We start from the raw sequence: 13,735 nt of genomic DNA, 5'->3' as shown, positions 1-13,735 counted from the left end.
CTGGCAGTCGGTCATCGTCGGAACGCCGCCCGGAGCAAGCTCGCTCCCACAGGTTTTGTGTCATTCACAGATCCAATGTGGGAGCGAGCCTGCTCGCGAAGCGTTTAGCGGTTCCGCAGTCCTTCCAGCAACTTGTGCGTCGGATACCCATCCGCCGGCCAGCCAAACGACTGCTGTGCACTGCGGATCGCTTTGCGCGTATTGGCGCCGATAATGCCGTCCGGGGTGCCCGCGTCGTAGTTCTGGGCGCTCAACAGGCTTTGCAGTTCCATGCGCTCGGTGCGGCTCAATGGCAAGTCATCTTTGGGCCAGGTGCCGCTGATCAGCCCCGCACCATTGAAACGTTCGGACAACAGACTCACCGCCAACGCATAGGACGACGAGTTGTTGTACTTGAGGATCGCGCGGAAGTTGTCGAGCACCAGGAATGCCGGACCACGGTAGCCGGCCGGCAGCAGCAGGGCCGCGGAGAGGTGTTCCGAGCCTGGCGGGACCCGAGCGCCAGCGGGCATCGAAACTCCCAGTTGCAACCATTCGGCGACACTTTTGCGAATTGTGCCATCGGCCAGGACGTAGTTGAAACTGCCCGGCAGTTGCACTTCAAAGCCCCACGGCTGGCCTTTCTGCCAGCCGGAGCTTTGCAGGTAGTGCGCGGTCGAGGCCAGGGCGTCGGCGGAGCTGTTCCATATGTCACGGCGACCGTCACCATCGAAGTCGACAGCGTGGGTGTTGTAAGTCGTCGGGATGAATTGGGTCTGGCCCATGGCGCCGGCCCAGGAACCGAGCATCTTCTCGGGGGTGATGTCGCCCTGTTGCAGGATTTGCAGGGCGGCGATCAGTTGATCGTGGGCAAAGCCCGGGCGCCGGCCTTCGTACGCCAGCGTCGCCAGCGAGTTGATGACCGACTTGCTGCCCTGGAACTGACCGAAGTTACTCTCCATGCCCCACACCGACACGAGTGCCTGGCGGTCGACGCCATAACGCTGTTCGATGCTTTGCAGGATGGCCGCGTTTTCGCTGAGCAGCGCCTGGCCTTTACGTACTCGCAGGGGAGAAAGGGCGCCGTCGAGGTATTCCCACACCGGACGGGAAAATTCCGGTTGGCTGCGATCGGCACGGATCACGCTCGGGTCGAAGCTGACATCGGCAAAGGCGCGGTCGAACAGATCGGCGCGGATACCGGCGGCCAGCGCGTCTTTGCGGAAACCCGCTTGCCATTCGGCGAACGTCTGGGTGGGCTGGATGTCGAGGTTTTCTCCGGCCGGCACCACGGGCGGAATGACCGCAGGGGCTGTCGCGACGGGAAGGGTTTGCAGCGGCTGGGCGTCGGCGGCGGTCGGTTTTTCCGCGCAGGCGACAAGCAAAATGAGGCTGGAGGCAGCGATCAGTTGGCGAACGGGCCAACGACGGGAAAGACTAAGGGGCATGCACAGGTCCAGAAGATACGAATCAGGTACAGACCTTAACATGTAGAAGGGGTGTTCTGCTTTACGCAGCCAGAAAGTAAGAAGCCTCCCAGCTATTAGACTGGAAGGCTTCGCGGCGGTAGCTGCCTTTGCCCTTGCCGGCTCGTTCCTGACGGCTGCGGAACAGTGGCTGGGCGATGATGGATTTGGCCTTGTTGGGGCCATGCTTCGATGGCTTTTTGCTCATGATGATTCTCGCGAGTGAGTGGGTTTTGCGGGGCAAATCATCGGCTGAAGTTGGGGTTCTGTCTAGTCCCCACAGGTTGTAGGATTTTTCGGTATTGTCCTGGCTGAACGCTATCTTGTGGTGAGGGAGCTTGCTCCCGCTCGGGTGCGCAGCAGCCGCAGACCCGTTGAATACGTTCTACCTGAACAAGTTGGGTGACGGGTTTAGGGGACGCTTCGCGACCCAGCGGGAGCAAGCTCCCTCGCCACAAAGGCTGCGGGTTATTCGGCGGGCAATGTCAGGCGTTGACCGGCCATCAACAGTGACAATCGGCTGAGGCTCATCCACGGCGAACCTGCCGCCTGCCCCTTGATCTGCGCATCAATCCGCTGCGCTTCCAGCAACAACTGCGCCCAGCGTTGCGCCGAGTAACGTTGCAGGGCTTTGCTCATCAGGGGTTTGCGCTTGTCCCAGACCGGCGGTCGGGCCGAGCTGAAGGCTTTGTCCAGGGGCACGCCCTGGCTGTATTGCAGCGACAGGTTGGCCAGCAGGCGCAGTTCCCGGGCCAGCGCCCAGAGAATAACCGGCGGTTCGACACCCTCGCCACGCAGCCCTTCGAGCATGCGCAGTGCGTGGGCCGCTTCGCCATTAAGGATGGCGTCGGTCAGGCCGAATACATCGAAACGTGCACTGTCGGCCACGGCGGCCTGGACGGTTTCGACGGTGATTTGCCCACCTTCGGCCATCAATTTGAGCTTTTCGATTTCCTGCGCGGCGGCGAGCAGGTTGCCCTCGACACGGGCTGCAATGAGTTCGACTGCGTCCTGGCTGGCCGACAATCCGGCCTGGGACAGACGCTGGCGGATCCAGCTGGGCAGCTGGTTGGCATCCACCGGCCAGATTTGCACGAACTGAGTGTGCTGACCTTCGACCAGCGCCTTGCCCCACTTGGTCTTCTGCGCACTGCCATCGAGCTTGGGCAAGCTGATCAGCAGTATCGTGTCTTCGGCCGGGCGCGAGCAGTATTCGATGAAGGCCGCAGCACCCTTGTCACCGGGTTTGCCGGAGGGCAGGCGCAGTTCCAGCAGGCGTTTTTCGGCAAACAACGACATGCTCGCACCGGCCTGCAACAACGTGCCCCAGTCGAAACTGGCGTCGGCGGCGAAGACCTGGCGTTCATCGAAGCCTTGTTGACGGGCAGCGGCACGAATGGCATCCGCCGCTTCCTGACACAGCAATGGGTCATCGCCGCTGATGATGTAGACCGGCGCGAGGGCACCTTGCAGGTGTTTACCGAGTTGGGCAGGGGCAAGTTTCATAAGAGAGGGCCATCGGGGCGCCGGAGCGCCCCGAAAGTCTTACTGTTGCGGGATCTGGACAGGCGACTGGCGCGGAGTATTCGCTTCAGCCTTTTGTGCGGCTTCCAGTGCCTGGGCTTCGGCCTTGGCCTTGGCCTCTGCGGTCTGCTGCAGCTGGTCCAGTTGAGCCGGGGTGATCTGCTGCAGACGCAGCATCATGCGCTGAATCAGCTCGCGACGGGTTTCCCCACGAGCAGTGTCGGCGTCCTTGTCGGACCCCGCCAGATTGTTGCCGTCATGCATGTAGATCTTTTGCACTTCGAGCTTGTCGCTAATCAGCGGCAGGTCATGTGCGCCACGAATGTCGTAGTTCAGCACAGTGGTTAGCTGATACTCGCCAGTATGGCCGCCGCCTGCGTAGCTGATGATGCGCTGGCTTTCCTGCTCATCGGTCAGCACCAGTTTGAAAGGTGCGCCGGTGTAGACCTTGACGCCACTGCCTTCCAGCACCTGACGCATTTGCTTCACGGTTTCGCCGTAGGCGTTGCGGGCGCTCAGGTCGAGTTCCTTGATCGCCAGTTCAGTGGTGCCGGTGCCGCGCAGCTGGAAACCGCAGGCGCTCAACAGGACCGCAAGGCCCATCACCAGCAGATTGCGTTTGATCATTTTGTTGCTCCCCTTGAAACCATGTGGGCCGATCTTGCGGCCCGAAAGGTTTTACTCGGCGCCGGGCATGGCCCGGCGCCTGATCCAATTAGCTGGCGACGATGTTGACCAGTTTCCCGGGCACGACGATCACTTTGCGAATAGTCAGGCCGTCGACAAAGCGCAGCACGTTCTCGTTGATACGGGCCGCGGCTTCGACTTCTTCGCGCGTCGCGCTGGCCGGCATTTCGATCTGGCCGCGCAGCTTGCCGTTGACCTGGATGACCAGCGTCAGGCTGTCTTGCACCAACGCGTTTTCGTCCAGCACCGGCCAGGCGGCGTCGATTACCGGGCCAGCGTGACCCAGTTGATTCCACAGCTCATGGCTGATGTGCGGTGTGATTGGCGCCAGCAGCAGCGTCACGGTTTCCAGACCTTCCTGGACCAGTGCCCGATCCTGTTCGGTACCTTGCGGGGCTTTTTCCAGCACGTTCATCAGCGTCATCACCTGGGCGATGGCGGTGTTGAATTTGTGGTTCTGGCCGACGTCGTGGCTGGCCTGCTTGATGGCCTGGTGGATCGAACGGCGGATGACTTTCTGCTCATCGTTCAGGCCGGCGACGTCCAGTTTGCCCGGCAGGCCCTGAGTGACGTGGGCTTGAGCGAGGCGCCAGACGCGCTTGAGGAAACGGTGCGAACCTTCCACTCCGGAGTCGGACCATTCCGCGCTCATGTCGGGTGGCGAGGCGAACATCATGAACAGGCGGCAGGTGTCGGCGCCGAACTGGTCAATCATCGACTGTGGGTCAACGCCGTTGTTTTTCGACTTGGCCATCTTCTCGGTGCCGCCGATTTCCACCGGCAGGCCGTCCGCGATCAGCTTGGCGCTGATGACCTTGGCCTTGCTGTCGCGCTCGAGTTCGACGTCCGCCGGGTTGAACCAGGTGTAGGCGCCATTGGCTTCGCGACGATAGTAAGTCTCGGCGATCACCATGCCTTGGGTCAGCAGGTTCTTGAATGGCTCGTTGGAGCTCACCAGGCCTTCGTCGCGCATCAGCTTGTGGAAGAAGCGCGCGTAGAGCAGGTGAAGAATCGCGTGTTCGATGCCGCCGATGTACTGATCCACCGGCAACCAATGGTCGGCCGCGGATTTTTCCACCAGACCGCCTTCATAGTGCGGCGAGGCGTAACGGGCGTAGTACCACGAGGACTCGACAAAGGTGTCCATGGTGTCGGTTTCACGCTTGGCAGGCTGGCCACATTTAGGGCAGCTGCACTCGTAGAACTCGGGCATGCGCGCCAGTGGCGAACCGGCACCGTCGGGTACGACGTCTTCCGGCAGCACAACAGGCAACTGGTCTTCCGGCACCGGCACATCACCGCAGGTCGTGCAGTGGATGATCGGGATCGGGCAACCCCAATAGCGCTGGCGGCTGATGCCCCAGTCGCGCAGACGGAACTGGGTGCGCGAGGCGCCGAGGTTTTTCTTGATCAACGCGACTTCAATGGCGTCAAACGCGCCGGCAAAATCGAGGCCGTCGAACTCGCCGGAATTGATCAGCGTGCCGTGCTCGCCATACGCGTCCTGCCACGGAGCCGGGTTGGTGTCACCCGAGCTGGTGCGCACCACGGACTTGATCGGCAGGTTGTACTTGGTGGCGAACTCGAAATCACGTTCGTCGTGCGCCGGGACAGCCATTACCGCGCCATCGCCGTAATGCATCAACACATAGTTGGCGACCCATACCGGAAGTTTTTCGCCGGTCAGTGGGTGCTCGACGAACAGCGAGGTCGGCAGGCCTTTCTTCTCCTGGGTGGCGACGTCGGCTTCAGCGACGCTGCCGCCCTTGCATTCAGCGATGAACGCTTGCAGCTCAGGACTGTTCTGCGCGGCCAGGGTGGCCAGCGGGTGTTCAGCGGCCACGGCGACGTAAGTCGCTCCCATCAAAGTGTCCGGACGGGTAGTGAAGACTTTGAGCGCGCCGGCTTCGCCGATGGAGTCGACGTTGTACGGGAACTGCACTTCCATGCCGCGGGATTTGCCGATCCAGTTGCGCTGCATGGTCTTGACCTGTTCAGGCCAGCCAGTCAGTTCGTCGAGGCTCTCCAGCAGCTCATCCGCGTAAGCGGTGATCTTGAAGTAGTACATCGGAATTTCGCGCTTTTCGATCAGCGCGCCGGAACGCCAGCCGCGACCGTCGATCACCTGTTCGTTGGCCAGAACGGTCTGGTCGACCGGGTCCCAGTTCACGGTGCCGCTTTTCTTGTAGATCACACCTTTTTCGAACAGGCGAGTGAACAGCCATTGTTCCCAGCGGTAGTAATCAGGCTTGCAGGTGGTCACTTCGCGGGACCAGTCCACCGCCAAGCCCAGGCTGCGCAGCTGGGTTTTCATGTAGGCGATGTTTTCGTAGGTCCACTTCGCGGGCGCTACGTTGTTCTTCATCGCGGCGTTTTCCGCTGGCATGCCGAAGGCGTCCCAACCCATGGGTTGCAGAACGTTCTTGCCTTGCATGCGCTGGTAGCGGGAGATCACGTCGCCGATGGTGTAGTTGCGCACGTGCCCCATGTGTAGCTTGCCGCTGGGGTAAGGGAACATCGACAGGCAGTAGAAGGTCTCCTTGCCTGGCTGTTCACTGACTTCAAAGGACTTTTGCTCGTCCCAGAACGACTGGGCGGCGGCTTCGATTTCACGGGGCTGATATTGTTCGTGCATGGCTACTTTTGAACTGAATAGGGGTGGCCTAATCCTCTTCAATGCAACGCTGGACGGTGATCACGCCAAATCGGCGTTTCGGTGCCCAGACGAGCTGGAAGTGGAGTTACAGGAAGCGCCGTAGCATACATGACCGCACTCTACCGAGGGAAACCCTGATTACGCTCGCGCGTCTCGCAAAAACGGCTGCGAGGGCCGTTGGTCGCAGTGTTCAGCCGGTTTGTTCATGGAAGCTAAGCTCTAAATGGGGAGCGAGTCTTATCTTCAATGAGGTGAGGGATGGTTGAGTCACAGCAAAAAGCCACAAAACCGGAGCTGTACGAAAGACTGATCGATCGTCTGGGAATGGCCCTGGACGCTGCAAAAACTGCTGGCCGGCTGCGCGATGAGCGTCCCCTGGAGCTGGAACTGCGCGGCCTCAGCCCCGCAGAGTTTGAATTGGTCAAAGCCTATCTGGATCGCAGTGAACGTGAAACACAGGGATGCTTGTCAGCAGCAGTGAAGCAACTCGACGCACCACGTTCGGCCAAAATCATCTGGCTCAAGGACAAAGTACGAGGCAGGGACGCGGTAAAGGTCCGGTCTCTGCAATTCAAGTAAGGGCACTTGAGGTCATGGCCCGGCTTCTTTTTAACTCTTGTGAAGCATAGTCCTTCCATATCTGTTGTCGCACTGCGTCAACCCCTTTAGGCTTCGGGCATCTCTGGAGATGCTCGATGCCTTTTCGATATTTCGTAAAACAACTTCTGTTACCTCCCGGCATTCTTTTGCTGCTGCTGGTCCTTGCGTGGTGGTTGCGCCGCTCAAGACCAAGGCTTGCGAGTGTGTGCTTTGTCTTGGGATTCGGTGGCTTCTGGTTGATGAGTTTGCCCGTGGTGGTGCAGTGGAGCGCCAAGGCGCTTGAGCGTGAACCGCCGCTGGCACGCGACGAATGGGCGACGCTGGGCCAGCGTGCAGACGCGATTGTGCTGTTGGGTTCCGGGCGTGAGCGCGGCGACGTGGCGTGGGGCACCGACCAGCCGACGGGCGTGGGGCTGGAGCGTGAGCGTTATGCGGCGCGTCTGGCCAAGGCTTCCGGCTTGCCCATCCTGACCAGTGGCGGCCTGCATTACGGTACGCCGCCCTCTGAAGCGAAGATGATGGCGGACTCGCTGCTCGATGATTTTGGTGTGACGGTACGCTGGCAGGAAGGGCGCAGCCGAACGACGTGGGAAAACGCGCAGTTCAGTGCCGAAGTATTATTGCCTCAGGGCATCAAGCGGGTGGTGGTCGTGACTCAGGCGTGGCACATGCCGCGCTCTGTCTGGAGTTTCCAGAAGGCCGGATTTGAAGTGGTGCCTGCGCCGGTGGGTTTTTTAGGCGTGGACAATGCCCGGCCGCTGGGCGGCTGGATGCCGGAATTCAAGTCGATCTGGCAGTCCGGGCAATTGATGAATGAGGCGGTGGGGCAGGTCGGGTATTCGCTGTTTTACCGATAAATCTGTCGAGCGATAACCTGTGGCGAGGGAGCAAGCTCCCTCGCCACAAAAGCTCGGCAGCTTCAGACAGTTTTTGCCATCCGGCTGGCAATCAAGGCCCAGCCAAACAACAACACGCAAACGATAATCAGCGGCCACGAACGCCATTGCAGGTACGGCGTCAGGTTGTGCATCGGCACCACTTCGCCGTAGAGGATGCCGCGTTCGAACTGCGGGATCTGCGCGGTAATCTGGCCAAACGGGTTAATCAGCCCGGACACGCCATTGTTGGTGGCGCGGATCATCCAGCGACCCGCCTCAAGCGCGCGCATCTGCGCCATCTGCAAATGTTGCAACGGGCCGATGGAGGTGCCGAACCAGGTGTCGTTACTGATGGTCAGCAGCAAATCACTGCGCGCCGCAAGGCTGGCGGCGAATTCCGGGTAGACCACTTCGTAACAGATGAACGGCGCGATCTGATAACCCTTGGCCTGCAGCATCGGCTGGTCGGCCGGCCCACGGGCAAAATCGGACATCGGCAGATCGAAGAATGCGATCAGGCCGCGCAGTACATCCTGCAACGGCACGTATTCGCCGAACGGCACCAGTTTCTGCTTGAGGTAAGTGCCATCGCCTTCACCGACGACCGTAATACCGTTGAAGAAGCGTTTCTCGTGACGCACTTCCTGACGGATCGGCACACCGGTAATCAACGCCGAATTACGCTCGGCGGCGAAGTTGCCCATCATCGTCAGGTAACCCTCGGCGGACGACTTGAGCACCGGCACCGCGGTTTCCGGCCAGATCAGCAGATCGACGCGTTTGGAGCTGAAGCTCATGTCGCGGTACAGCTCTAATTGCGCGTTGAGCTGCGCCGGGTCCCACTTCATGCTTTGTTCGATGTTGCCTTGAATCGCCGCGACGCTGAGCGCCGGACCCGCCGGACTGGTCCAGGCGTGTTCTTTCAAGGCCAGGCCGGCCACCCACGGGCCGACCAGCAACAACGCGCCCGCTGCAATAAACCCTTTACGCCCGGTGCGCACCAGGCGCAATGCGTTGTAGATCAGTGCGGCCGTCAGGGCGAGTGTGAAGGAGATCAGCCACATCCCGCCTAAAGGCGCGAGCCCGGCCAATGGACCGTTGAGCTGGCTGTAGCCGGAATAGAGCCACGGGAAACCGGTGAGGAACCAGCCGCGAAACGCTTCCTGGCCGACCCACAATGCTGCAAACGCCAGGGCATCTGCCAGCGGTGCTTCGTTGCGGCGTAGCCAGCGCGCCCAAATCCAGGCCGGAAGGGCAAAGAACCAGGCAATCGCGGCGGTGAACGCCAGCATCAGCAAGCCCGCCAGCAACACCGAAGCGCCACCGAAGTTGTGAATGCTGTAGTAGATCCAGCTGGTGCCAGCGCCGAAAAGACCGAAACCGAAACACCAGCCACGGCCCAGGGCCTGACGTGGGCTCAGTTCGCGTAAACCGGCGTAAAAGAAACCGACCGCCAGCAACGCCAGCGGCCAGATATCGAACGGCGCCAACGCCAGGGTGGTGAGTGCACCGGCCACCACGGCCAGCAGATTACCGGGCCAGCCGGGACGGGTCAGACGGTGCATTTCAATCCTTAGCGTGCAATTGGAGTCAGGCGCAGCAGGTGAATCCGACGGCTGTCGGCGTTCAGGATGCGGAAGCGATAAGGGCCGATTTCAGTGATTTCGTTGCGTTTCGGCAAGTGTCCGAACGCGCTCATCACCAGGCCGCCGACGGTATCGAACTCATCGTCGGAGAATTCGCTGTCGAAAAACTCGTTGAAGTTCTCGATCGGCGTCAGGGCCTTGATCAGGAAGTCGCCGCTGGGCAGCGGCTTGATGTAGCTGTCTTCCTCGACGTCGTGCTCGTCTTCGATGTCGCCGACGATTTGTTCCAGCACGTCTTCGATGGTCACCAGGCCAGCCACGCCGCCGTATTCGTCAATGACGATGGCCATGTGGTTGTGGTTGGCGCGAAATTCGCGCAGCAGCACATTCAGGCGCTTGGACTCGGGCACGAACGTGGCCGGGCGCAGCAGGTCCTTGATGTTGAAGCTGTCGCCGTTCTCCTTGAGGATCAACGGCAGCAAGTCCTTGGCCAGCAACACGCCCATCACGTCATCGTGGCTTTCGCCGATCACCGGGTAGCGGGAGTGGGCCGAGTCAACCACGGCAGGCAGAAACTCGCGAGGGGTCTGGGTCGCCTTGATGCTGACCATTTGCGAGCGCGGGACCATGATGTCCCGTACTTGCAGGTCGGCAACCTGGATGGCGCCTTCGACGATGGCCAGCGCTTCGCTGTCCAACAGTTTGTTCTGGTGTGCATCGCGCAGGAGCTCCAGCAGCTCCTGACGGTTTTTCGGCTCGTGGGCAAAAGCCTGGGTGAGCTTACCCAGCCAAGACTTCTGCCCGTTGCTCGATCGATCTTCGCTCATAGCGATTACTCTGAATCCTTTGTTGTAACGATAGGGGATGTTTCGGTTTCGTCGTCCGCATATGGGTCGGGGTAGCCCAACTCTGCAAGCAACGTTCGTTCCAGTGCTTCCATTTCTTCGGCTTCGTCGTCATCTATATGGTCGTAACCGAGCAGATGCAAGCAGCCGTGAATCACCAGATGAGCCCAGTGGGCCTTCAATGCCTTGCCTTGTTCGGCGGCTTCACGCTCGACCACGGCCACGCAGATGACCAGGTCACCCAGCAGCGGGATATCCAGGAACTCGTCGGGCACGTCGGCGGGGAACGACAGAACGTTAGTGGCGTAATCCTTTTGCCGCCAGGTGTGATTCAGCTCGCGGCCTTCTGCTTCGTCGACCAGGCGGATGGTCATTTCGGAGTCGGCAGTGCGCTGGCGCAGGGCGAGTTCACACCATTGGCGGAACTCGGCTTCGCTGGGGGCGGACGCTTGTGTAGCCAGTTGCAGATCAAGCTCAAGCATCGCGGCGGTTGTCCTTGGGTGCTTCTTCGGTCACGCGATTTTCGAAGCGCTCGTAGGCTTCGACAATGCGCTGCACCAGTGGATGGCGCACAACGTCCTTGGGCATGAAATGGGTGAAGCTGATACCCGGCACGTCCTTGAGCACCTCGATCACATGGTGCAATCCGGATTTGGTGCCTTTCGGCAGGTCGACCTGGGTGATGTCACCGGTGATGACCGCGGTGGAGCCAAAGCCGATACGGGTCAGGAACATCTTCATTTGCTCGACGGTGGTGTTCTGGCTTTCGTCGAGAATGATGAAGCTGTTGTTCAGCGTACGACCGCGCATGTAAGCCAGCGGCGCGACTTCGATGACCTGGCGCTCGATCAGCTTGGCGACGTGTTCGAAGCCGAGCATTTCGTAGAGCGCGTCATAGAGCGGGCGCAGGTACGGGTCGATCTTCTGCGACAAATCGCCGGGCAGGAAGCCGAGCTTCTCGCCTGCTTCAACCGCCGGACGCACCAGCAGGATGCGGCGAATCTGCTCGCGTTCCAGCGCATCTACCGCGCAGGCCACGGCCAGATACGTCTTGCCGGTACCGGCAGGGCCGATGCCGAAGTTGATGTCATTGCCGAGAATTTCCTTCACATAGCGCAGCTGATTCAAGCCGCGAGGGCGAATCATGCCTTTTTTTGTGCGCAAGGCGACGGAGGGTTCGGCGGGGGACACATTGTCCAGCTCTTCGACGGCCGATTCCTGCAGGAACAGGTGAACCATGTCCGGCGACAGCTCGGTACCCTTGGTTTCCCGGTACAGACGGCGCAGGAGGTTTTCCGCGGAGGTGGTGTGTTTAGGATCGCCGATCAATTCGAACTGGTTTCCGCGGTTGCGGATCTCGATGGTCAGGCGCTGTTCGATCAAGCGCAAATGCTCGTCGAATTGCCCGCACAGATTGGCGAAGCGGCGAGCCTCAAAGGGCTCGAGGATGAAACGATGCGGTTCTATGGGTGCGTTCAAGGTCGTATTTAGCCGCCCTGGGGCAATTAAGATGAAATCAAGGATAACGCCAGTGGGCTGGGTGCGAAAGCTCTTAAATAAGATGCCGAATTCCGACACTTGACCTGTGGCGAGGGGGCTTGCCCCCGTTCGGCTGCGAAGCAGTCGCAAAATCTTGGGACCGCTTCGCGATCCAACGGGGGCAAGCCCCCTCGCCACAAAGGCTCGCACACACTTTGACTGGTGGTGTTACTGAAGCAGTGAGCCCCGCAGCGAGTGCGGTTGTGCGGCATCGATGTGCACGTCGGCGAACTGGCCAATCAAGGTTGGATTGTCGCAGCGGAAGTTGACGATACGGTTATTCTCGGTCCGGCCTTGCAGCTCGCCAGGGTCTTTTTTCGAATAATCGGTCACCAGGATCCGCTGGATCGAACCGACCATTTGTCGGCTGATTTCAAAACCTTGCTGGTTCAGACGATGCTGCAGGGCGTTAAGACGCTCTTTCTTCAACTCTTCCGGCGTCTCGTCGACCAGGTCAGCCGCCGGGGTGCCCGGGCGTTGGCTGTAGACGAACGAATAGGAGAAGTCGAAACCGACGTCCTCGATCAACTTCATGGTCTGTTCGAAGTCTTTCTCGGTTTCACCCGGGAAGCCGACGATAAAGTCCGAACTGATGCAAATGCCCGGCACGGCGGCCCGCAGCTTGCGCAGTTTGGATTTGTATTCCAGCGCGGTGTGGTTGCGCTTCATCGCCGAGAGAATCCGGTCCGAACCCGACTGCACCGGCAAATGCAGGTGCTTGACCAGTTCCGGCACATCGGCGTGGGCCTGGATCAGGCTGTCGGAGAACTCCAGCGGGTGCGACGTGGTGTAGCGAATCCGGTCGATGCCATCGACGGCGGCCACCACGCGGATCAGTTCGGCGAGGTCCGCCAGGCGACCGTCATGCGTGGTCCCGCGATAACCGTTGACGTTCTGGCCCAGCAGCGTCACTTCGCGTACGCCGTTTTCGGCCAGGTGGATGATCTCGGCAATCACGTCGTCAAACGGACGGCTGACTTCTTCGCCGCGGGTGTAGGGCACCACGCAGAAGGTGCAGTACTTGCTGCAGCCTTCCATCACCGACACATAAGCGCTCGGGCCGTCGATGCGTGGCTCGGGCAAATGGTCGAACTTTTCGATTTCCGGGAACGAGACGTCCACTTGCGGCAGCTTGGTGGCGCGTGCAGCGTCGATCATTTCCGGCAGGCGGTGCAGGGTCTGCGGGCCGAAGACCACATCGACATACGGTGCGCGATCACGAATGGCAGCGCCTTCCTGGCTGGCCACGCAACCGCCGACGGCGATCACCATGTCCGGGTTGGCGAGTTTCAGTTCACGCCAGCGGCCGAGCTGGGAGTACACCCGGTCCTGGGCGCGTTCGCGAATGGAACAGGTGTTGAGCAGGATCACGTCGGCGTCTTCGGCGCGAGCGGTGACTTCCAGGGCCTGGTGTTCACCCAGCAAGTCGACCATGCGCGAGCTGTCGTACTCGTTCATCTGGCAACCGTGGGTTTCGATGTAAAGCTTCTTGGCCATGGACAGAGTCATCACGTGATTCAAAGAACCGCGCATTATAGGGAACATGTCCCAAGGTTCCTACCGCTGTGCGTCCGGTGGCTATGCTATAGTTCGCGCCCTCATTTTTATCCCCGATGTGTTGCTCGCCCACCATGACCAAACGTGAAGCTCCAATCTACAAGGTGATTTTCCTCAACCAGGGCCAGGTGTACGAAATGTATGCCAAGCAGATCTATCAAAGTGATCTGTGGGGCTTCCTGGAAGTGGAAGAGTTCGTCTTTGGCGAGCGCACGCAAGTGGTCGTCGATCCGAGCGAAGAGAAGCTCAAGGCTCAGTTCGAAGGCGTGGTGCGCAGTTTTGTGCCGATGCATTCGATTGTGCGTATCGACGAGGTAGAGCGACTGGGTACGCCGAAAATCAGCGAAGCCCGTGGCGCGGTCGGCAATGTCATGCCGTTTCCGATGCCGATGCCTGAGAAGTAAGCGCGAGCCCCTGT

At 60.2% G+C, this 13,735-nt stretch carries 13 protein-coding genes; 3 read left to right on the top strand and 10 right to left on the bottom strand.

Annotated elements, in window-relative coordinates:
* Positions 1-104: 104 nt before the first annotated feature.
* The 5 genes from AC07N8_RS07785 to leuS form a co-directional block, all read right to left on the bottom strand.
* Positions 105-1,427 (bottom strand): lytic murein transglycosylase, encoded by a 1,323-nt coding sequence (locus AC07N8_RS07785; protein ID WP_493142938.1) that lies wholly within the window; start codon positions 1,425-1,427, stop codon positions 105-107.
* Positions 1,428-1,488: 61 nt separating this feature from the next.
* Entirely contained in the window at positions 1,489-1,653 is a 165-nt protein-coding gene (gene arfA, locus AC07N8_RS07780; protein ID WP_003176285.1) for an alternative ribosome rescue factor ArfA, read from the bottom strand.
* Positions 1,654-1,913: 260 nt separating this feature from the next.
* The gene (holA, locus tag AC07N8_RS07775) at positions 1,914-2,951 is read right to left on the bottom strand and encodes a DNA polymerase III subunit delta (RefSeq protein WP_027924289.1); all 1,038 of its coding nucleotides are present in this window, start codon (positions 2,949-2,951) and stop codon (positions 1,914-1,916) included.
* Positions 2,952-2,990: 39 nt separating this feature from the next.
* Positions 2,991-3,596, bottom strand: a complete 606-nt coding sequence (locus AC07N8_RS07770) for an LPS-assembly lipoprotein LptE (protein WP_493142935.1) — start codon at positions 3,594-3,596, stop codon at positions 2,991-2,993.
* 88 nt (positions 3,597-3,684) lie between these two features.
* A complete protein-coding gene (gene leuS, locus AC07N8_RS07765; protein WP_483843040.1) occupies positions 3,685-6,291 on the bottom strand; it encodes a leucine--tRNA ligase in 2,607 nt (868 codons plus the stop codon).
* A gap of 279 nt (positions 6,292-6,570) precedes the next feature.
* Between leuS and AC07N8_RS07760 the strand changes: the two genes are divergently transcribed.
* Together AC07N8_RS07760 and AC07N8_RS07755 are read left to right on the top strand one after the other, a co-directional pair.
* Entirely contained in the window at positions 6,571-6,891 is a 321-nt protein-coding gene (locus AC07N8_RS07760; protein WP_483843039.1) for a hypothetical protein, read from the top strand.
* A 116-nt stretch (positions 6,892-7,007) separates the two neighbouring features.
* Positions 7,008-7,769 (top strand): YdcF family protein, encoded by a 762-nt coding sequence (locus AC07N8_RS07755; RefSeq protein WP_483843038.1) that lies wholly within the window; start codon positions 7,008-7,010, stop codon positions 7,767-7,769.
* A gap of 62 nt (positions 7,770-7,831) precedes the next feature.
* On the opposite strand, the gene lnt is transcribed toward AC07N8_RS07755, so the two are convergent.
* From lnt to miaB, 5 genes are all read right to left on the bottom strand, one after another.
* Positions 7,832-9,355, bottom strand: coding sequence for an apolipoprotein N-acyltransferase (lnt, locus tag AC07N8_RS07750; RefSeq protein ID WP_483843037.1), 1,524 nt, complete (start codon positions 9,353-9,355; stop codon positions 7,832-7,834).
* A gap of 8 nt (positions 9,356-9,363) precedes the next feature.
* Positions 9,364-10,203, bottom strand: a complete 840-nt coding sequence (locus tag AC07N8_RS07745; RefSeq protein WP_027924283.1) for a CorC family transporter — start codon at positions 10,201-10,203, stop codon at positions 9,364-9,366.
* Positions 10,204-10,208: 5 nt separating this feature from the next.
* On the bottom strand, positions 10,209-10,703 hold the full coding sequence (gene ybeY / locus AC07N8_RS07740; protein WP_123433436.1) for an rRNA maturation RNase YbeY: 495 nt from the start codon (positions 10,701-10,703) through the stop codon (positions 10,209-10,211).
* Positions 10,696-11,700: a PhoH family protein gene (locus AC07N8_RS07735; protein ID WP_483843036.1), complete on the bottom strand. Its 1,005-nt coding sequence runs from the start codon at positions 11,698-11,700 to the stop codon at positions 10,696-10,698. The genes ybeY and AC07N8_RS07735 overlap by 8 nt, the downstream gene beginning before the upstream one ends.
* A gap of 228 nt (positions 11,701-11,928) precedes the next feature.
* On the bottom strand, positions 11,929-13,257 hold the full coding sequence (miaB, locus tag AC07N8_RS07730) for a tRNA (N6-isopentenyl adenosine(37)-C2)-methylthiotransferase MiaB (RefSeq protein WP_483843035.1): 1,329 nt from the start codon (positions 13,255-13,257) through the stop codon (positions 11,929-11,931).
* A gap of 134 nt (positions 13,258-13,391) precedes the next feature.
* Here miaB and AC07N8_RS07725 point away from each other — a divergent pair, with 134 nt between their 5' ends.
* Positions 13,392-13,721, top strand: coding sequence for a DUF1820 family protein (locus AC07N8_RS07725; RefSeq protein WP_007894425.1), 330 nt, complete (start codon positions 13,392-13,394; stop codon positions 13,719-13,721).
* The last annotated feature ends 14 nt before the right edge of the window (positions 13,722-13,735 follow it).

This window comes from Pseudomonas sp. GW821-FHT10C09 (assembly GCF_059415465.1).
This window is presented reverse-complemented; position numbering and strand designations above follow the sequence as displayed.

What these genes read in the sequence shown, in the direction of transcription:
- holA (WP_027924289.1), bottom strand. Translation starts at nt 2,951, where the DNA reads ATGAAACTTGCCCCTGCCCAACTCGGTAAACACCTGCAAGGTGCCCTC.
- miaB (WP_483843035.1), bottom strand. Translation starts at nt 13,257, where the DNA reads ATGGCCAAGAAGCTTTACATCGAAACCCACGGTTGCCAGATGAACGAG.
- AC07N8_RS07770 (WP_493142935.1), bottom strand. Translation starts at nt 3,596, where the DNA reads ATGATCAAACGCAATCTGCTGGTGATGGGCCTTGCGGTCCTGTTGAGC.
- AC07N8_RS07755 (WP_483843038.1), top strand. Translation starts at nt 7,008, where the DNA reads ATGCCTTTTCGATATTTCGTAAAACAACTTCTGTTACCTCCCGGCATT.
- leuS (WP_483843040.1), bottom strand. Translation starts at nt 6,291, where the DNA reads ATGCACGAACAATATCAGCCCCGTGAAATCGAAGCCGCCGCCCAGTCG.
- AC07N8_RS07725 (WP_007894425.1), top strand. Translation starts at nt 13,392, where the DNA reads ATGACCAAACGTGAAGCTCCAATCTACAAGGTGATTTTCCTCAACCAG.
- AC07N8_RS07785 (WP_493142938.1), bottom strand. Translation starts at nt 1,427, where the DNA reads ATGCCCCTTAGTCTTTCCCGTCGTTGGCCCGTTCGCCAACTGATCGCT.
- AC07N8_RS07745 (WP_027924283.1), bottom strand. Translation starts at nt 10,203, where the DNA reads ATGAGCGAAGATCGATCGAGCAACGGGCAGAAGTCTTGGCTGGGTAAG.
- ybeY (WP_123433436.1), bottom strand. Translation starts at nt 10,703, where the DNA reads ATGCTTGAGCTTGATCTGCAACTGGCTACACAAGCGTCCGCCCCCAGC.
- lnt (WP_483843037.1), bottom strand. Translation starts at nt 9,355, where the DNA reads ATGCACCGTCTGACCCGTCCCGGCTGGCCCGGTAATCTGCTGGCCGTG.
- arfA (WP_003176285.1), bottom strand. Translation starts at nt 1,653, where the DNA reads ATGAGCAAAAAGCCATCGAAGCATGGCCCCAACAAGGCCAAATCCATC.
- AC07N8_RS07760 (WP_483843039.1), top strand. Translation starts at nt 6,571, where the DNA reads ATGGTTGAGTCACAGCAAAAAGCCACAAAACCGGAGCTGTACGAAAGA.